Source organism: Streptomyces sp. NPDC001507, from assembly GCF_042894765.1.
GTDB lineage: Bacteria > Actinomycetota > Actinomycetes > Streptomycetales > Streptomycetaceae > Streptomyces.
In genome coordinates this window covers 607,731-626,726 of the sequence record NZ_JBIAVV010000002.1, presented here as the reverse complement: position 1 = coordinate 626,726, position 18,996 = coordinate 607,731, and the positions used below count along the sequence as shown (strand labels likewise).

At 72.0% G+C, this 18,996-nt stretch carries 13 protein-coding genes; 7 read left to right on the top strand and 6 right to left on the bottom strand.

The features are described 5' to 3' along the window. Positions 1–17 precede the first annotated feature (17 nt). The 4 genes from ACFY0K_RS08975 to ACFY0K_RS08960 all read right to left on the bottom strand — a co-directional run bounded on the left by ACFY0K_RS08975 (position 18) and on the right by ACFY0K_RS08960 (position 8,062). On the bottom strand, positions 18–755 hold the full coding sequence (locus ACFY0K_RS08975) for a vWA domain-containing protein (protein ID WP_390639248.1): 738 nt from the start codon (positions 753–755) through the stop codon (positions 18–20). Between the two features lie 152 nt (positions 756–907). Further along, positions 908–2,368, bottom strand: a complete 1,461-nt coding sequence (locus ACFY0K_RS08970; protein ID WP_390639247.1) for a glutamate synthase subunit beta — start codon at positions 2,366–2,368, stop codon at positions 908–910. Continuing rightward, complete coding sequence (gltB, locus tag ACFY0K_RS08965) at positions 2,361–6,899, bottom strand: glutamate synthase large subunit (RefSeq protein ID WP_390639246.1); 4,539 nt, start codon at positions 6,897–6,899, stop codon at positions 2,361–2,363. The genes ACFY0K_RS08970 and gltB overlap by 8 nt, the downstream gene beginning before the upstream one ends. A gap of 431 nt (positions 6,900–7,330) precedes the next feature. Beyond that, positions 7,331–8,062: a VIT1/CCC1 transporter family protein gene (locus tag ACFY0K_RS08960; protein WP_352355340.1), complete on the bottom strand. Its 732-nt coding sequence runs from the start codon at positions 8,060–8,062 to the stop codon at positions 7,331–7,333. A 297-nt stretch (positions 8,063–8,359) separates the two neighbouring features. Between ACFY0K_RS08960 and ACFY0K_RS08955 the strand changes: the two genes are divergently transcribed. The 7 genes from ACFY0K_RS08955 to ACFY0K_RS08925 are packed head-to-tail and all read left to right on the top strand — an operon-like array spanning position 8,360 to position 16,645. Continuing rightward, positions 8,360–9,799, top strand: a complete 1,440-nt coding sequence (locus ACFY0K_RS08955; RefSeq protein WP_390639245.1) for an ADP-ribosylglycohydrolase family protein — start codon at positions 8,360–8,362, stop codon at positions 9,797–9,799. Continuing rightward, on the top strand, positions 9,796–10,914 hold the full coding sequence (locus tag ACFY0K_RS08950; RefSeq protein ID WP_390639244.1) for an ADP-ribosylglycohydrolase family protein: 1,119 nt from the start codon (positions 9,796–9,798) through the stop codon (positions 10,912–10,914). The genes ACFY0K_RS08955 and ACFY0K_RS08950 overlap by 4 nt, the downstream gene beginning before the upstream one ends. 8 nt (positions 10,915–10,922) lie before the next feature. Beyond that, complete coding sequence (locus ACFY0K_RS08945; protein WP_390639243.1) at positions 10,923–12,098, top strand: ADP-ribosylglycohydrolase family protein; 1,176 nt, start codon at positions 10,923–10,925, stop codon at positions 12,096–12,098. Next, positions 12,086–13,702 (top strand): ADP-ribosylglycohydrolase family protein, encoded by a 1,617-nt coding sequence (locus ACFY0K_RS08940; RefSeq protein ID WP_390639242.1) that lies wholly within the window; start codon positions 12,086–12,088, stop codon positions 13,700–13,702. Before ACFY0K_RS08945 ends, ACFY0K_RS08940 begins: the two co-directional genes overlap by 13 nt. Next, on the top strand, positions 13,699–14,592 hold the full coding sequence (gene rbsK / locus ACFY0K_RS08935; protein ID WP_390639241.1) for a ribokinase: 894 nt from the start codon (positions 13,699–13,701) through the stop codon (positions 14,590–14,592). The genes ACFY0K_RS08940 and rbsK overlap by 4 nt, the downstream gene beginning before the upstream one ends. After that, complete coding sequence (locus tag ACFY0K_RS08930; protein ID WP_390639240.1) at positions 14,589–15,827, top strand: CaiB/BaiF CoA transferase family protein; 1,239 nt, start codon at positions 14,589–14,591, stop codon at positions 15,825–15,827. The genes rbsK and ACFY0K_RS08930 overlap by 4 nt, the downstream gene beginning before the upstream one ends. Beyond that, positions 15,824–16,645: an HpcH/HpaI aldolase/citrate lyase family protein gene (locus tag ACFY0K_RS08925; protein WP_390639239.1), complete on the top strand. Its 822-nt coding sequence runs from the start codon at positions 15,824–15,826 to the stop codon at positions 16,643–16,645. The genes ACFY0K_RS08930 and ACFY0K_RS08925 overlap by 4 nt, the downstream gene beginning before the upstream one ends. A 388-nt stretch (positions 16,646–17,033) precedes the next feature. Here ACFY0K_RS08925 and lgt read toward each other — a convergent pair whose 3' ends face one another. Continuing rightward, on the bottom strand, positions 17,034–18,047 hold the full coding sequence (gene lgt / locus ACFY0K_RS08920; protein ID WP_390639238.1) for a prolipoprotein diacylglyceryl transferase: 1,014 nt from the start codon (positions 18,045–18,047) through the stop codon (positions 17,034–17,036). 92 nt (positions 18,048–18,139) lie between these two features. Next, positions 18,140–18,916 (bottom strand): thioredoxin domain-containing protein, encoded by a 777-nt coding sequence (locus ACFY0K_RS08915; protein WP_351954432.1) that lies wholly within the window; start codon positions 18,914–18,916, stop codon positions 18,140–18,142. Positions 18,917–18,996: the final 80 nt, after the last annotated feature.

The following is an 18,996-nucleotide window of genomic DNA, read 5'->3' as shown; positions in this document are numbered from 1 at the left end:
AACGGGGCGACGTAAACTCAGCCCGCCCCGACGCCCGCCCCGACGATGCCCGCCGCCCGCGCCGCCGCCAGCCACTGCGGGAACTCGCCGACGAGCCGGTCGTACAGCTCGCCGTCCGGCACCTTCCGCGGGTCCGAGCCGGCGTGGAAGAAGCCCGCGTTGTCCACCACGCGCTTGCCCGGCACCGCCAGTTCGTCGAGTTTGCGCAGGAAGTCGAACTGTGTGCTGTGCGGGTCGCCGAAGCCGACGAACTGCCAGAACAGCGGCAGCCTGGCCGCCTTGCACAGGTAGCGTTCCGCGGCGAGCTTGTTGACCGGGCCGCCGTCGGTCTGGAAGACGACCAGGGCGGGCACCGTGGACCCGCTGTCCAGGTAGTGGTCGATCACGGCGTCCATGGCCAGGTGGTAGCTGGTTTTGCCCATGTGACCGAGCCCGGCCGCGATCTTCTCGATCCGGCCCGTGTGGTCGGCGAGCCTGATGTCGGTGACCGCGTCGATGCCGGTGGAGAAGAAGACGACGGGAACCAGGCCGTCGTCGTCCAGGTGCGCGGAGAGGCCGAGGACCCGGTCGGCGAGCGCCTGCACGCTGCCGTCCGCGTAGTAGGGCTTCATCGAGCCGGAGTAGTCGACGACCAGGTAGACGGCGGCCCGCAGTCCGTCGAGGCCGTGTTTGGTGAGGGAGATCCCGGCCGACCTGTACGAGCCGACCAGCGCGGGCGCGGTCTGCTCCAGCTTGCTGAGACTGATCGCGGCCATGTCCCGTTCCCCCTCGCCCGTGGTTCAGGAGGCCGAGGTTACTTGATCGCGGAAAGGCGGCGGCGCCTGCCCAGTCGTCCGGTCGGGGACTGGCGGGCAGGCGCCGTCTTGGTGTTCCGTACGCCTTTGTACGGGACGTTCTTCGGGGTGGGTCAGACCATCAGCGAGCGGTCCGTCGGGCGGATCGGGGCCGGGAGGTCGCTGGCGCCGGTGAGGAAGCGGTCGACGCCCTTGGCGGCCGAGCGGCCCTCGGCGATGGCCCAGACGATCAGGGACTGGCCACGGCCGGCGTCACCGGCGACGAAGACGCCCGGCACGTTGGTCTGGAAGTCGGCGTCGCGGGCGATGTTGCCGCGCTCGTCGAGTTCGAGACCGAACTGGTCCACGACCCCGTTCACCCGGTCGGTGCCGGTGAAGCCCATGGCCAGGGTGACCAGCTGGGCCGGGATCTTCCGCTCGGTGCCCGGCTTCGGGGTCAGCTTGCCGTCGACGAACTCCACCTCGGTGAGGTGCAGCCACTGGACGTTGCCGTCCTCGTCGCCCTCGAAGTGGGTGGTGGAGACGGAGTAGACCCGCTCGCCGCCCTCCTCGTGCGCCGAGGTGACCTTGTAGAGCATCGGGAAGGTCGGCCACGGCTGGTGCGGCGCCCGGTCCTCGCCCGGCCGGGGCATGATCTCCAGCTGGGTGACGGAGGCCGCGCCCTGGCGGTGGGCGGTGCCCACGCAGTCCGCGCCGGTGTCGCCGCCGCCGATCACGACCACGTGCTTGCCCTCGGCCGAGATGGGCGACACCACGTAGTCGCCCTCCTGGACCTTGTTGGACAGCGGCAGGTACTCCATCGCCTGGTGGATGCCCTTGAGCTCGCGGCCGGGGACCGGGAGGTCACGGGCGGTGGTGGCTCCCGCGGCGATGACGACCGCGTCGTACCGCTTCCTCAGGTCGGTCGCCTTGAGGTCGCGGCCGATCTCGATGCCGGTACGGAAGCGGGTGCCCTCCGCGCGCATCTGCTCGATACGGCGGTTGATGTGCCGCTTCTCCATCTTGAACTCGGGGATGCCGTAGCGGAGCAGGCCGCCGATGCGGTCGGCGCGCTCGTAGACGGCGACCGTGTGGCCGGCCCGGGTGAGCTGCTGGGCGGCGGCCAGGCCCGCGGGGCCCGAGCCGATGACGGCGACGGTCTTGCCGGACAGGCGCTCGGGGGCCTGTGGGGCGACGGTCCCGGCCTCCCACGCCTGGTCGATGATGGAGACCTCGACGTTCTTGATGGTGACGGCCGGCTGGTTGATGCCGAGCACGCACGCCGACTCGCACGGGGCCGGGCACAGGCGGCCCGTGAACTCCGGGAAGTTGTTCGTGGCGTGCAGGCGCTCGGACGCGGCGGTCCAGTCCTCGCGGTAGGCGAAGTCGTTCCACTCGGGGATCAGGTTCCCGAGCGGACAGCCGTTGTGGCAGAACGGGATGCCGCAGTCCATGCACCGGCTGGCCTGCTTGCTGATGATCGGCAGCAGCGAGCCCGGGACGTAGACCTCGTTCCAGTCCTTGACGCGCTCGGTGACGGGACGGGTCTTGGCGACCTCACGGCCGTGGTTCAGGAAGCCCTTCGGGTCAGCCATTGATCGCCGCCTCCATCATCTTCTCGTGGGTCTCGGTCTCCGAGAGACCGGCTCGCTCGGCGGCGTCCTTGGCGGCGAGCACTGCCTTGTAGGTGCTGGGGATGATCTTGCTGAACCGCTGCACGGCCGTGTCCCAGTCGGCGAGCAGCTTGTCGGCGACCGTCGAGCCGGTGTCCTCGGCGTGGCGGCGCACCACGTCGTGCAGCCACTGCTTGTCCGCGTCGTCCAAGGCCTCGATCGCGTCCACGTTGCCGGCGTTGACGTTGTCGCGGTTCAGGTCGATCACGTAGGCGACACCGCCGGACATGCCGGCCGCGAAGTTGCGGCCCGTCTCGCCGAGGACCACCGCGTGGCCGCCGGTCATGTACTCGCAGCCGTGGTCGCCCACGCCCTCCGAGACCACCAGCGCACCGGAGTTGCGGACGCAGAACCGCTCACCGGTCCGGCCGCGCAGGAACAGCTCGCCGCCGGTCGCACCGTAGGCGATGGTGTTGCCCGCGATGGTGGAGTACTCGGCGAGGTGGTCGGCCGCCCGGTCCGGACGGACGATGACGCGGCCGCCAGAGAGGCCCTTGCCGACGTAGTCGTTGGCGTCGCCCTCCAGGCGGAGCGTGACACCGCGCGGCAGGAAGGCGCCGAAGGACTGGCCGGCCGAGCCGGTGAAGGTGATGTCGATGGTGTCGTCGGGCAGGCCCGCGCCGCCGAACTTCTTCGTCACCTCGTGGCCGAGCATGGTGCCGACCGTGCGGTTGATGTTGCGGACCTTGATCTGGGCGCGCACCGGCTGGGCGTCGGTGGCGCTGGAGGCGGCCAGGGCGTCCGAGGCGAGCTTGATCAGCTCGTTGTCCAGGGCCTTCTCCAGGCCGTGGTCCTGGGCGACGGTCCGGTGCAGGGCCGCGCCCTCGGGCAGCTCGGGCACGTGGAAGAGCGGGGCCAGGTCCAGGCCCTGCGCCTTCCAGTGGTTCACGGCACGGGTGACGTCGAGCGCCTCGGCGTGGCCGACGGCCTCCTCGATGGAGCGGAAGCCCAGCTCGGCGAGGATCTCGCGGACCTCCTCGGCGATGAACTTGAAGAAGTTCACCACGTACTCGGCCTTGCCGGAGAAGCGGTCGCGCAGCACCGGGTTCTGGGTGGCGACGCCGACCGGGCAGGTGTCGAGGTGGCAGACGCGCATCATGATGCAGCCGGAGACGACGAGCGGCGCGGTCGCGAAACCGAACTCCTCGGCGCCGAGCAGCGCGGCGATGACCACGTCACGGCCGGTCTTCAGCTGGCCGTCGGTCTGCACGACGATGCGGTCCCGCAGGCCGTTGAGCAGCAGGGTCTGCTGGGTCTCGGCGAGACCGAGCTCCCAGGGACCGCCCGCGTGCTTCAGCGAGGTCAGCGGGGAGGCACCCGTACCGCCGTCGTGGCCGGAGATGAGCACGACGTCCGCGTGCGCCTTGGACACACCGGCCGCGACCGTGCCGACGCCGACCTCGGAGACCAGCTTGACGTGAATCCGCGCCTGCGGGTTCGCGTTCTTGAGGTCGTGGATCAGCTGGGCCAGGTCCTCGATGGAGTAGATGTCGTGGTGCGGCGGCGGGGAGATCAGGCCGACGCCCGGGGTGGAGTGCCGGGTCTTGGCGACCCACGGGTAGACCTTGTGGCCGGGCAGCTGGCCGCCCTCGCCGGGCTTGGCGCCCTGGGCCATCTTGATCTGGATGTCGTCGGCGTTGACCAGGTACTCGGAGGTGACGCCGAAGCGGCCGGAGGCGACCTGCTTGATGGCGGACCGGCGGGCCGGGTCGTACAGGCGGTCCGGGTCCTCGCCGCCCTCACCGGTGTTGGACTTGCCGCCCAGCTGGTTCATGGCGATGGCGAGGGTCTCGTGGGCCTCGCGCGAGATGGAGCCGTAGGACATGGCGCCGGTGGAGAACCGCTTGACGATCTCGGAGACCGGCTCGACCTCGTCGATGGAGATCGAGGGACGGTCGCTCTTGAAGCCGAAGAGGCCGCGGAGCGTCATCAGCCGCTCGGACTGCTCGTTCACGCGGTCCGTGTACTTCTTGAAGATGTCGTAGCGGTTGGCCCGCGTCGAGTGCTGGAGGCGGAAGACCGTCTCCGGGTCGAACAGGTGCGGCTCGCCCTCGCGACGCCACTGGTACTCGCCGCCTATGTCGAGGGCGCGGTGCGCCGGGGCGATGCCGGAGGCCGGGTAGGCCTTGGCGTGACGGGCGGCGACCTCCTTGGCGATGACGTCGATGCCGACGCCGCCGATCTTGGAGGCGGTGCCGTTGAAGTACTTCTCGACGAAGCCCTCTTCGAGACCGACGGCCTCGAAGACCTGGGCGCCGCGGTAGGAGGCGACCGTGGAGATGCCCATCTTGGACATGACCTTCAGGACGCCCTTGCCGAGGGCGTAGATCAGGTTGCGGATGGCCTGCTCGGCCTCCATGCCCGGCAGGAAGGTGCCCGCGCGGGTCAGGTCCTCGACGGACTCCATGGCCAGGTACGGGTTGACGGCCGCGGCGCCGAAGCCGATCAGCAGGGCGACGTGGTGGACCTCGCGGACGTCACCGGCCTCGACGAGCAGGCCCACGTGGGTGCGCTGCTTGGTGCGGATGAGGTGGTGGTGGACGGCCGCGGTGAGCAGCAGCGACGGGATCGGCGCGTGCTCGGCGTCCGAGTGCCGGTCCGACAGGACGATCAGGCGGGCGCCGTTCTCGATGGCCGCGTCGGCCTCGGCGCAGATCTCGTCGATGCGCGCGGCGAGCGAGTCGCCGCCGCCGGAGACCCGGTACAGGCCGGACAGGGTCGCGGCCTTGAAGCCGGGCATGTCGCCGTCGGCGTTGATGTGGATGAGCTTGGCCAGCTCGTCGTTGTCGATCACCGGGAAGGGCAGCACGACCGAGCGGCAGGAGGCGGCCGTCGGGTCGAGCAGGTTGCCCGAGGGGCCGAGGGACGAGCGCAGACTCGTCACCAGTTCTTCCCGGATCGCGTCCAGCGGCGGGTTGGTGACCTGCGCGAAGAGCTGGGTGAAGTAGTCGAAGAGCAGGCGCGGGCGCTCGCTCAGCGCGGCGATGGGCGAGTCGGTGCCCATGGAGCCGATCGGCTCGGCGCCGGCCTTGGCCATCGGCGCGAGGATGACGCGCAGCTCTTCCTCGGTGTAGCCGAAGGTCTGCTGGCGGCGGGTGACCGAGGCGTGGGTGTGGACGATGTGCTCACGCTCGGGCAGGTCGCCCAGCTCGATCTCGCCGGCCTCCAGCCACTCCGCGTACGGCTGCGCGGCGGCGAGACCGGCCTTGATCTCGTCGTCCTCGATGATGCGGTGCTCGACGGTGTCGACGAGGAACATCCGGCCGGGCTGCAGCCGGCCCTTGCGGACGACCTTGGCGGGGTCGATGTCGAGGACGCCGACCTCGGAACCGAGGACGACCAGGCCCTCGTCGGTGACCCAGTAGCGGCCGGGACGCAGACCGTTGCGGTCGAGAACGGCACCGACCTGGGAGCCGTCGGTGAAGGTGACGCAGGCGGGGCCGTCCCAGGGCTCCATCATCGTGGAGTGGTAGCCGTAGAAGGCGCGGCGGGCCGGGTCCATGGAGTCGTGGTTCTCCCACGCCTCCGGGATCATCATCAGCACGGAGTGCGGCAGCGAACGCCCGCCCAGGTGCAGGAGCTCAAGCACCTCGTCGAAGGAGGCCGAGTCGGAGGCGTCGGGCGTACAGATCGGGAAGATGCGGTCCAGCTTCTCCTGCGGGCCGAACAGGTCGGAGACCAACTGGGACTCGCGGGCCACCATCCAGTTGCGGTTGCCCTTGACGGTGTTGATCTCACCGTTGTGGGCGACGAACCGGTAGGGGTGCGCGAGCGGCCACGACGGGAAGGTGTTGGTGGAGAATCGGGAGTGCACGAGCGCGATCGCGGATGCGAAGCGGCGGTCGGACAGGTCCGGGAAGAAGGGCTCCAGCTGGCCGGTGGTCAGCATGCCCTTGTAGACGATGGTCCGCGCGGACAGCGAGGGGAAGTAGACGCCCGCCTCGCGCTCGGCGCGCTTGCGCAGCACGAACGCCCTGCGGTCCAGCGCGATGCCCTCGCTGGCCCCGTCGGTGACGAAGATCTGCTTGAAGACCGGCATGGTGGAGCGGGCGGTGGCGCCGAGCAGCTGCGGGGCGACCGGAACCTCGCGCCACCCGAGGACGGTGAGGCCCTCCTCGTCCGCGATCGTCTCGATCTGCGAGACGGCGTCCTGGCTGCCGTCCTCGGGGAGGAAGGCGATGCCGACGGCGTACGAACCGGCGGCAGGCAGCTCGAATCCGGCCACCTCACGGAAGAAGGCGTCGGGCACCTGGGAGAGCAGGCCCGCGCCGTCGCCGGAGTCGGGCTCGGAGCCGGTCGCGCCGCGGTGCTCCAGGTTGCGCAGAACCGTGAGCGCCTGCTCGACCAGCGCATGGCTCGCCTCGCCGGTGAGGGTGGCCACGAAGCCGACGCCGCAGGCGTCGCGCTCGTTGCGGGGGTCGTACATACCCTGCGCAGCAGGGCGAGCATCCATGAACGACCAGTTTCGGCCGTTCGTGGAGTGCTGGGACGGCTGGCGCGGCGTACGCATCGGCTCTCCCGTCGTCGTCAGTGGCGTATAGCAGGTGCCGAGGGACGACGCTGGCCCTCTGCGTTTTTTGTTGCGAAATTTCACGCAGGTTACATGATGGAGCGGTTCTCGGGAACTGGATACACCGTTCCAACATGCGGACGCCGCAGGGGTTTACGGCGGGGTGCCGCTCAAGGCGGTCAAGGTGGTGGGGGACCGATCCGGACAGATCCGTGTCCATCGGTCCGCGGGGCGGGGGTGAGCGTCGCGCCACCCCACAGGTGCATGGCAGGCGTCATTGCCTGCGGCGCTTACGGCTCATGCCCAGCGGTTAAGCATTCGAAACCAGCGAGTAACGGGTACTTATGCGGCCCAACGCATAGCTACCAGTTTTCCTATCCTACGGCCGTCCCGAACAGGGTGCCCAGGGCGTACGTCACACCGGCCGCCGCACCCCCCAGCGCGAGCTGCCGCAGACCGCTGAACCACCAGCTCCGCGCGGTCACCTTGGCCACCACGGCACCGCAGCCGAACAGCCCGGCCAGGGCCAGCAGCAGGGCGGGCCAGAGCGCGGTGGCGCCGAGCAGGAACGGCAGCACGGGCAGCAGCGCACCCAGCGCGAACGACCCGAAGGAGGAGACGGCCGCGACCAGCGGCGAGGGCAGGTCGCCGGGGTCGATGCCCAGCTCTTCCCTGGCGTGTATCTCCAGCGCCTGCTCGGGATCGGCGGACAGCTGCCGGGCGACCTCCCGGGCCAGCCCCGGCTCTACGCCTCGCGCCTCGTACAGCGCGGCCAGCTCGGCCTCCTCGTCCTGCGGGTGCTTGCGCAGCTCCCGCCGCTCGACGTCCAGCTCGGCCTCGACGAGCTCACGCTGCGAGGCGACGGAGGTGTACTCACCGGCGGCCATCGAGAAGGCGCCGGCGGCCAGCCCCGCGAGCCCGGTGATCACGATGGTCTGGTGACCGACGGCCCCGCCGGCCACTCCGGTCATCAGGGCGAGGTTGGAGACGAGTCCGTCCATGGCGCCGAAGACGGCGGGCCGCAGCCAGCCCCCGTTCACATCCCGGTGGGTGTGGTTGTCGCGGTGGGCTTCGTGCAGAGTCGCCTGCGTCTCGATGACGGCCATGAAGGGTCCCCCAAGGGTCTCGCCGCATGCCCCGAATAAGCTGAGGCAAAGCTAAGTTTGGACAAGTTCTATCTTTCGACAACGCTGACGTTACGCCCCCGCATTCCCTGTCGCCAGCAAGGAAAGGCTCGGCTAACCTGCGGTTTTACCTCTTACCGCTCACACGTGCGAGGTGCTGCACAGATGTCGACCGGGTGATGTAGAGGCCGTCCAGGCTGCGGTCAACCGCCGTTGGTGGGACACATCCGCAAACGGCTGCGCGCCCCGGCGCGAAGCCCCTCCCGGAGAGGCCCGCCCATGTCATCGATCGTCTGCACCCCGCCGGTCCCCGCCCCCGACGAGCGCGCCCGGGAGCTGCACGACCGGGCGCGGGGGGCGCTCCTGGGACTGGCCGTGGGAGACGCGCTCGGGGCACCGGCGGAGAACATGAAGCCCTCCGAGATCCGCGCCCGCTGGGGCCGCATCACGGGATACGTGACCGACCGTCCCGCCGGTACGGACGACACCGAGTACGCGATCTTCTCCGGCCTCCTCCTCGCCCGGCACGGCTCGGCGCTCACCCCGGCCCATGTCGAGGCGGCCTGGCACGAGTGGATCGCCGACCGTGCCGAGGGCCCCTTCAAGGGCGCCGGCTTCAGCGAACGCGGCACCCTGGAGAACCTCCGCCGCGGCCTCGCCGCCCCCATCTCCGCCCAGCACCGGCACGCCTGGAGCGACGGCCTCGCCATGCGGGCGGCACCGTTCGGCGTCTTCGCGGCGGGCCGCCCCGCCGAGGCGGCCCGGCTCGTCGCCGTCGACGGCTCGGTGAGCCACGAGGGCGAGGGCATCTACGGCGGCCAGGCGGTGGCGGCGGGGGTCGCGGCGGCGATGGCGGGAGCCCCTCCGACGGCGGTGGTCGCGGCGGCGCTCGCGGTGATCCCGGACGACTCCTGGACGGCCCGCTCCCTGCGCCGGGCCGTCTCGGTGGCCCACCGCGGCGAACGGGCGGTCCGCTCCGCGGTGGTCATCGGCGGCTACCCGTGGACCGACCTGGCCCCGGAGGCGGTGGCCCTCGCCTTCGGCGCGTACGCCGCGGCGGACGGCGACTTCCGCGACGCGGTGCTGACGGCCGTCAACATGGGTCGCGACGCGGACACCACGGCCGCGGTCGCCGGCGCGCTGGCCGGAGCGACGCGGGGGGCGGCGGCGATCCCGCACGAGTGGGGGGCGGCGATCGGCCCGGTACGGGGGAGCTGCCTGCCGTCGATGGCGGGCCACCATGTACTGGAGGTGGCGGAACTGCTGACGGCAGCGGCTGGAGTCGCGACCGGGGCTGGAGCTGCGACTGCGGCTGCGACTGGGGCTGCGGCTGCGGCTGCGGCTGGGGCTGGGGCTTCGACTGGGGCTGCTGCTGCGGGGCAGACGGATCCGCGGTCCGCCACCACGCCGGCGTTCGTGCCGAGCGATCCGCGGTCCGTCACGTCAGCCTTCGTGCCGAGCGATCCGCAGTCCGTCACGTCAGCCTTCGTGCCGACCGAGCCACCCGCCCTCACTCTCACCCTCGCCGAGCCAAAACCCACCACGTCAGCCCTTCTGCCGACCGAGCCACACCCCGAACCTCCCGTCCTCACTCCCTCCGAGCCGCAACCCCCGACGCGCGCCTGTCTGCCGACCGAGTCGGGTGGTGGGTGGGCGAGGTCTCGGGGGTCCAGGGGGCGGAGCCCCCTGGGGGCCGGCTGCGGCGAGGGGGGCCGGTGAACCGGCGGCGCATCGAGGGCCTCCTGCTGGGCCTCGCCGCAGGCGACGCCGCAGGCTGGCCTTCCGCGCGGCACCGCGCATCCCGCATGCCCGAGTGGACCCGCCGCCTCACCCGCGAGCTCGACACCTTCGCCGAGCACAACGCGACCACCACCCTCCCCGTCCCCATCGCCCTCAACCAGCCCCCCGAACCCCTCCGCCTCGGCCCCTCCGACGACGCCGAGTGGGCGGCCTTCGCCGCCGAGGCCGTCCTGCGCGCCGGCGACGACGCCCTGCTCGGCGACCTCAGCCGTGAGCTCCGTACCCGCGCCGCCATCGACCTCACCTGGACCGCCGTCGCCTCCGAGGTCGCCGCCGCGGCCGAACGCGCCCCGGAGATCGAGTCGGCCGTACTCCCCCTGCGCGCCCGCATCTCCGTCCGCGCCGGCCTCGGCAACCTCGCGGCCGGCCTGCGCCCGCCCGCCACCGGCCACGACAACCCGCACTACTTCGACGACGCCGCCTGCGTCCGCGCCTGCGCCCTCGCCGTCGCCCACCCCGGCGACCCCCAACGCGCCGCCGACCTCGCCGAGTTCGACGCCCGCTACACCCAGGACGGCGACGGAGTGCACGGCGCCCGCGCCATGGCCGCCGCCCTCGCCCTCGCCCTCGTCGGCGCCGAGGTCGAGACCTGCGTGGCCGCGGCCCTCGCCGAACTCCCCGAGGCCACCGAGATCGGCCGCAACGCCCGGCACGCCCTCACCCTCGCCGGCACCGCGGACTCCGCGTTCGCCCTGATCCCTCTCCTCGAACACCAAATCGTCGACCACGTCTACAGCTACGGCATCGCCGCCGCGGAAACCGTCCCGGTCGCCCTCGCCCTCGCCACCGCCACGCGCGGCCGGATCGCCGAGGCCGTGCCCGCCGCCGCCTGCCTCTCCCGGGTCGCCGACTCCGCCCCCGCCCTGACCGGCGCGCTCACCGGCGCCCTCGGCGGCGCGACAACGATCCCGCCGTCCTGGCGGGACGCCTGCCGCACCCTCTCCGGCTGTGCCCTCCCCCGCCTCACCGGCACGGACCTCGTGGAACTCGCCGAACTCCTGGAAGCCACACGACCGGCCCGTCCAGGTGGATGATTCGGTGCATGACGCCCAAAGGAGAAGAAAGCGCCGGAGCTTCGCTCGCCGACCGGATCACCGGAGCACTGGTCGGGGCCGCCGTCGGCGACGCCCTCGGCGGTCCGGTCGAGGGCTACTCCCCCGACCAGATCATCGAACGCCACGGTGGCCGCGTCCACGGCATCGTCGGCCCCTGGAACGGCGACGCCTGGCGCACCGCCCGCCCCGTCGCGCCGTACCACAAGGGCGACGGGCACGTCACCGACGACACCTTGATGACGCACGCCCTGGTACGGGTGTACGACCGCGTCCGCGACCACCTCGACGCGTACGCGATCGCCGACCACCTGGTCCCCGACCTGATGACCAACCCCCGCTGGATCCCGGAACTGGAGACGGAGACCATCCCCCTGCACCGGATCTTCCTCGCGGAGAAATGGCTCGCGGCCCGCCTCCACTACGGCCACGTCGATCCCCGGGAGGCCGGCGTCGGCAACATCGTCAACTGCGGTGCGGCGATGTACATGGCCCCGGTCGGCCTGGTCAACGCGGCGAACCCGCGGGCGGCGTACGCCGAGGCCCTGGACATCGCCGGCGCCCACCAGTCGTCGTACGGCAGGGAGGCGGCGGGCGTCTTCGCGGCGGCGGTGGCGGCGGCGACCGCGCCCGGCGCGACACCGGACTCCGTGGTCGGCGTCTGCCTGTCCGTGGCGAAGGACGGCACCCGCGAGGCGATCGAACGCGTCTGTGAAACGGCGGCACACCACTCCGACTTCGAGTCGGCGCTGGTTCCGCTCCGCGAGGCGATCGCCCCCTACGACACGGTGGGCCCCGACTACCGGTCCCCCTCCCTCGGCGCCCGCCGCCCCTCCCGCCTGCACGCCATCGAGGAACTCCCGGTCGCCCTGGGCATGTTGCTGGTGGCCGGCGGCGACTACCGGCACGCCGTCCTCGGTTCCGTCAACTACGGCCGGGACTGCGACTCCATCGCGACGATGGCGGGCGCGATCACCGGGGCGCTGGGCTCACCGGTCCCGGAGGACTGGTCGAAGCGGGTCGCCGAGGCCAGCCGCCTCGACCTCTGGGAACCACCCCGTGTCCTGGCCGACGTGACCCGGGAGGTCTTCGCCCGCGACGTCGAACGCCGCCGCACCCACGAGGAGTCCTTCGCCCGCCTCGGAGGTCCGAGTTGCTCCGGCTGACCTGGGTGCAGCCGGAGGACCTGCTGGGCCACGAGCTGCGCCAGGCCCGGCAGGACGGGCGGGAGCCGTCGGCGATCGCTGCGCGCTGGCGGGCGGCGGGGGGCGCGGACGCGCCGGACCGGGCGGGCGCGTCGCCGGACCGGGCGTCCCGCTATCTCCGCCAGCTGGCGGAGGACCTCCTCGACGAACTCGCGGACCTGCCGAGTCGGTTGACCGAGCCGACGGATCTGGCCGAGATCAAGGCGCTGTGTCCCGAGTGGCCGTCAGCGCCCCGGGGAGGCCGGTGCGGACCGTCGTGCGACTGCGGGTGCGCGGGGGCTGATCGCGCAGTTCCCCGCGCCCCTGACGGGGCGCCGCCCAGCCGCCGCCCTCATCCAGCCGCAGGCATCGCGTCAGCTCACCCAGCCGCGGGCAGTCGTGCCGCTGGGGCGATGGGGGTCCCCCCGCTCGAGCGAAGCCGAGAGTGGGTGAGGGTGGGCGCTGGGGGTACCCCCTCTGGGGGAGGCACCCGGCAAGCGCCGGTGAGCGTCCCTGCCCCCCGGCCCCCGCACCCCCGCGCCTACCACGCCGCCTGGCTCGGCCGGGCCGTCGGCTGTCTGCTCGGGAAACCCGTCGAGAAGCTTCCCCTGCACGCCATCCGCGAACTCGCCCGCGCCACCGGCAACTGGCCGCTGAACCACTACTTCACGGCCCACGGCGTGCCCGCCGAACTCCTCTCCGCCCACCCCTGGAACCGCCGCTCGGCCCCCACCTCCCTCGCCGAGAACATCGACGGCATGCCCGAGGACGACGACCTCAACTACCCCCTCCTCAACCTCCTCCTGCTCCAACGCCACACCAGGAACTTCACCACCGCCGACGTCGCCGCCCTCTGGCTCGACGAACTCCCCGCCGGCCGCACCTTCACCGCCGAGCGCGTCGCCTACCGCAACCTCCTCACCGGCGTCGAACCCCCGCACACCGCCCGCCACCGCAACCCCTTCCGCGAGTGGATCGGCGCCCTCATCCGCGCCGACGCGCACGGCTGGACCAACCCCGGCGACCCGGCCGCGGCCGCCGAACAGGCGCACCGGGACGCCACCCTCACCCACACGGCCAACGGCGTCTACGCGGCGATGTTCACCGCGGCCGTCATCGCCACCGCCGCCACCGGCAGCCACGACGTCCACGCCTGCCTGCGCACCGGCCGGTCCGTGATCCCACCCCACTCACGCCTCGCCCGCGCCGTCGACCACGCCATCCGGCTCGCCGGGGAACACCCCGACTTCGACACCGTCGTCGACGAACTCCACGCCGCCTACTCCCCCACCCACCACTGGGTGCACGCCATTCCCAACACCGCCCTGATCGCCGCCGCCCTCACCCACGCCGACGGCGACTTCACCGGCTCCGTCTGCCGCGCGGTGAGCGGCGGCTGGGACACCGACTCGAACGGCGCGACGGCGGGATCCGTCGCGGGACTGCTCGCCCGTGACCCCGACGCGCTCCCCGACCGCTGGACGATCCCGCTCAAGAACCGGCTCGCCACCTCCGTCGCCCGCTTCGACGGCACCGGCTTCGACACCCTCGCCCACCTCACCCACCTGGAGGCGAACCGCTCATGACCCACATCGCCGTACTCGGCAGCATGAACATGGACCTCGTCGCGTACGCCGAGAAGGCACCACAGCTCGGCGAGACCGTGACGGGACGGGCGTTCCGCACGATCCCCGGCGGCAAGGGCGCCAACCAGGCGATCGCCGCCGCCCGCGCCGGCGCCACCGTCTCGATGATCGGCGCGGTCGGCCACGACGCCTACGGCGCCCGGCTGCGCGAGACCCTTGAACACTCCGGCGTGGACACGGACTCGCTGCGCACGATCGAGTGCCCGTCCGGCACCGCGCACATCGTCGTGGACGACGAGGGCGGCAACGCGATCGTCGTGATCCCCGGGGCCAACGGCACCGTCGACCATCTCTCCCCCGGCGACGAGGGCGTCATCGCCTCCGCCGACATGCTCCTGCTCCAGCTGGAGATCCCGCTCGCGGCGGTCGTGGCCGGCGCGCAGGCCGCCCGCCGCCACGGCATCCGGACGGTCCTCACCCCGTCCCCCGCCCGCCCGCTGCCGTCCGAACTCCTCGACAGCATCGACCTGCTGGTGGCGAACGAACGGGAGGCGGCCACCCTCACCGACCGCACCGACCCGCGCGACGCGGCGACCGCGCTCCTGGACCAGGTGCCGCAGGTCGTCGTCACCCTCGGTGCGGCCGGCAGCCTCTACCTCACCCGCGACGCCGCCCCGCTCGTCATCCCCGCACCCCATGTGACCGCCGTCGACTCGACAGGGGCGGGCGACACCTTCGTCGGCGCCCTCGCGGTGGCCCTGGCCGAGGAGAAACCGATCCGCGAGGCCCTGTCCTGGGCGGCGGCAGCGGCGGCGATCTCCGTCCAGCGGGAAGGGGCGACGGAGTCGATGCCGTACCGCCCGGAGATCGAAACCCAGTACACCGCATGAGTACGACACCCAAGGCACCCACGACGCCGACGACACCCACGACGCCCACGTCCCCGCCCCTCACCGGTCTGCGTGTCCTCGATCTGGCCACCCTCTTCGCCGGTCCCCTCGCCGCCACCCTGCTCGGTGACTTCGGCGCCGAGGTCGTCAAGGTCGAGCACCCCACCAAGCCCGACCCCTCCCGCGGCCACGGCCCGGCCAAGCAGGGCGTCGGACTGTGGTGGAAGCTGCTCGGCCGCAACAAGCGCACCCTCACCCTCGACCTCTCCAAGCCCGGCGGCCGTGCCACGCTGCTCCGGCTGGCCGCCACCGCCGACGTGATCATCGAGAACTTCCGCCCCGGCACCCTGGAGAAGTGGGACCTCGGCTGGGAGGAGCTGTCCGCCGCCAACCCGCGCCTGGTGCTGGCCCGGGTCACCGCCTTCGGCCAGTTCGGCCCCTACGCCCGCCGCCCCGGGTTCGGCACCCTCGCCGAGGCGATGAGCGGCTTCGCGGCGATCACCGGCGAACCGGACGCCCCGCCGACGCTGCCGCCGTTCGGGCTCGCCGACTCCATCGCGGCGCTGGCCACCGCGTACGCCGTGATGACCGCGCTGGCGGCCCGGGACCGCACCGGCGAGGGCCAGGTCGTCGACATGGCGATCATCGAGCCGATCCTGGCCGTCCTCGGCCCACAGCCCCTCTGGTACGACCAGCTCGGCTACGTCCAGACGCGCACCGGCAACCGGTCCGCCAACAACGCCCCGCGCAACACCTACCGCACGGCGGACGGCAGCTGGGTCGCGGTGTCCACCTCGGCCCAGTCGATCGCCGAACGGGTGATGGGCCTGGTCGGGCGCCCGGAGCTGATCGACGAGCCGTGGTTCGCGACCGGAGCCGGCCGGGCCGCGCACGCCGACGTCCTCGACGCGGCCGTCGGCGGCTGGGTCGCCACCCGCTCCCGCGCCGAGGTGCTGGCCGAGTTCGAGAAGGCGGAGGCGGCGGTGGCGCCGATCCAGGACGTGCGGGACGTCATGGAGGACCCCCAGTACCAGGCACTGAACACGATCACGACCGTCCCCGACCCCGACTTGGGCCCCCTGCGCATGCAGAACGTCCTCTTCCGGCTCTCGGCCACCCCCGGCGCGATCCGCTGGACCGGCCGCCCGCACGGCGCCGACACGGAGGAGGTCCTGGCCGAGCTGGGCCTGACCCCGGCCCAGGTACGGGCCCTGCGTGCGGAGGGCGCCGTATGACCACCGCGGCGTTCCCCCTGACCTGGCTGTACGCCCCCGGCGACCGGCCGCACGTCGTCGCCAAGGCGCTGGCATCCGGTACCGACGTGGTGGTGATCGACCTGGAGGACGCGGTCGCCCCGGACCGCAAGGACTACGCCCGCGCCGCCACCGCCGAGCTCCTCGCCCACCCCCAGCCGGTCCCGGTGCACGTCCGGATCAACGCCCTGGACACCCCCTGGGCAGGGACCGACATCCAGGCCCTCCGCGCCCTCCCCGGCCTCGCCGGGGTACGCCTCCCGAAGGTCACGAGCCCCGAGGACGTCCGCCACCTCGCGGCCCGGACCGCGGCCCTCCCCTTGTACGCCCTGCTCGAATCGGCCCTCGGCATCGAACACGCCTACGCCATCGCCGCCGCCCATCCCGCCCTGCGGGGCATCTCCCTGGGCGAGGCGGACCTCCGGGCCGACCTCGGCGTACGGGACGACATCGGCCTCGACTGGTCCCGTTCCCGGATCGTGGTCGCCGCGCGGGCGGCGGGCCTCGCCCCACCGCCCCAGTCGGTCCACCCCGACACCCGTGACCTCAACGGCCTCGCCGCGTCCTGCGCCCACGGGCGCGCCCTGGGCTTCCTGGGCCGCGCCGCGATCCACCCCCGCCAGCTCCCGATCATCGAACGGGCCTACCTCCCCACCGAGGCCGAAATCGAACAGGCGGAGACGGTCATCAAGGCGGCCACCACCGAACAGGGCGCCCAAGCCCTCCCCGACGGCAGCTTCATCGACGCAGCGGTAGTCGCAGCAGCCCGCAGAACCCTGTCCCTACTGAACCGCCGCTGACCCCTCCCACCGGCGGAAAAGGGAGCCGGCGGAAAAGGCGGCCGAGGGAAGGGGAGCGGGCGGAAAAGGCGGCCGACGGAAAGGGAGCCGGCGGAAAAGGCGGCCGAGGGAAGGAGAGCGGGCGGAAAAGGCGGCCGACGGAAGGGGAGCCGACGGAAAAAAGGCGGCCGGCGGGACAAGGGTGCCGGCGGAGGCAGGCTGCGGGTGAGGCCAGGCGCCGGTGAGGGGGGAGGTCAGTGGCGGGGGTGTGATTTCTTTCCGTCGCGACGGCGAGAACCACGACGGTGCTGTCCGGCGGTGCCGCACCCGGCGCAACCCCCAGCGGCCCCGGACACGAAGAGGGCGCCCGGTTCGATCCCGGGCGCCCTCTTCGTCGTACAGCAGCAGGTCAGCTCTTCGTGGTCCCCGACCCGGCCTCGTCCTTGACCTCGTCCTTGGCCTCGTCCCTGACCTCGTCGTCGGCGGCGTCCTCGACCTCGGCCTGTTCGGCGGATGCCTTCGGCTCACCGGTACCGTCGGCCTCACGGTCGGAGACCGCCTCACCGTCGGAGACCGCCTCACCGTCGGAGACGCCCTCGTCGGAGGCGCCCGGCTCGACCACCGCCTCCCGGCCCGGCCGCTTCTTCGCGGAGACCACGATGTACAGCACCGCGAGCAGGAACACGATCATCGCGGTCCAGTCGTTGAGCCGCAGGCCGAGGATGTGGTGGGCGTCGTCGACGCGCATGTACTCGATCCAGCCGCGGCCCACGCAGTACGCCGCGACGTACAGGGCGAACGCCCGCCCGTGCCCGAGCTTGAAGCGGCGGTCGGCCCAGATGACCAGGAAGCCGACGCCGATGCACCACAGCGACTCGTAGAGGAAGGTCGGGTGGTAGTAGCCGGGAACGCGGCCGCCCTCGGAGGAGGTGATGTGCAGGGCCCACGGGAGGTGGGTCTCGCGGCCGTAGAGCTCCTGGTTGAACCAGTTGCCCCAGCGGCCGATCGCCTGGGCGAAGGCGATGCCCGGGGCGATGGCGTCGGCGTAGGCGGGCAGCGGGATGCCCCGGCGCCGGCAGCCGATCCAGGCGCCCACCGCACCGAGCGCGATCGCGCCCCAGATGCCGAGGCCGCCCTGCCAGACCTTGAACGCGTCGACCCAGTCACGGCCTGCGCTGAAGTACAGCTCGTAGTCCGTGATCACGTGGTAGAGACGCCCGCCGACCAGGCCGAACGGCACGGCCCAGACCGCGATGTCGGCCACGGTGCCGGCCCGCCCGCCCCGGGCGAGCCAGCGCTTGTTGCCGAGCCAGACGGCTACGAAGACACCGATGATGATGCAGAACGCGTAGCCGCGCAGCGGGATGGGTCCGAGATGGATCACTCCGCGCGACGGGCTGGGAATGTAGGCAAGTTCTTCCATGGCAGGGTCGACGCTACCGTGCCGGGCCGGGCCGACGGCAACCAGCCCGGCTACGGCTCCATAACGGGGGCGTGAGAAACGCCTACTCCCCTCTACTGCTTGTTCGCGTCCTCGACCAGCTGCTTCAGCTTGGCCGGGGTCATGGTCTGGTCCTGGTAGATGTTCTTGCCGTCGAGCAGGACGGTCGGCGTGCCGTCGAACTTGGCGGCCTGGAAGGCCTGGTTGGACTTGACGACCCAGGAATTGTGCGTGCCGTCCTTGACACACTTCTGGAACGCCGGCGTGTCCAGCCCCTGCACCTTGCCGGCGAGCGCGATCAGCTTGTCGTTGCTCGCGAACGCGTCGTCGGTCTCCTTGGGCTGGTTCTCGTACAGCACGTCGTGGAAGTCGCGGAACTTCCCGGCGTCCTGGGCGCAGGCCGCCGCGTTGGCCGCGTTCCGGGAGCCGGTGCCGCCGAGGTTGCCGTCGATCAGCGTGACCAGGTGGTACTCGATTCTGAGCTGGCCCGCGTCGACGAGCTGGTGGAGCGTCGGGCGGTACGCCGTCTCGAAGGCCTGGCAGGCCGGGCAGCGGAAGTCCTCCCAGACGGTGAGCGTCGCCTTGGCGCCGTCCTTGCCGACCGGGATCGCGAGGCTGTCCTTGCCCTGCGCGCCGGAGGGCGCCACGACCGGGCCGGAACTCGCGCTGCCCTTGTTCTTGCCCGCGTTCGCGGCGACCACGCCGATCACCGCCGCCAGGCCGAGGACGCAGACGACGCTCGCGCCCACGATCAGCGCGCGCCGTCGCTTGTCCGCGGCCCGCTGCTTCTCACGCTCGGCCGCCAGCCGCTCCCGGGCCATCCGCTTTCCGTCACGATTCTTCTCGCTCACACCCCCAGAACGAACCGGGGAGGCGCACCGCGCCTCCCCGGTCTCAGGTCCACCCGTTCGAGTGACCGAATGTTCTGTTG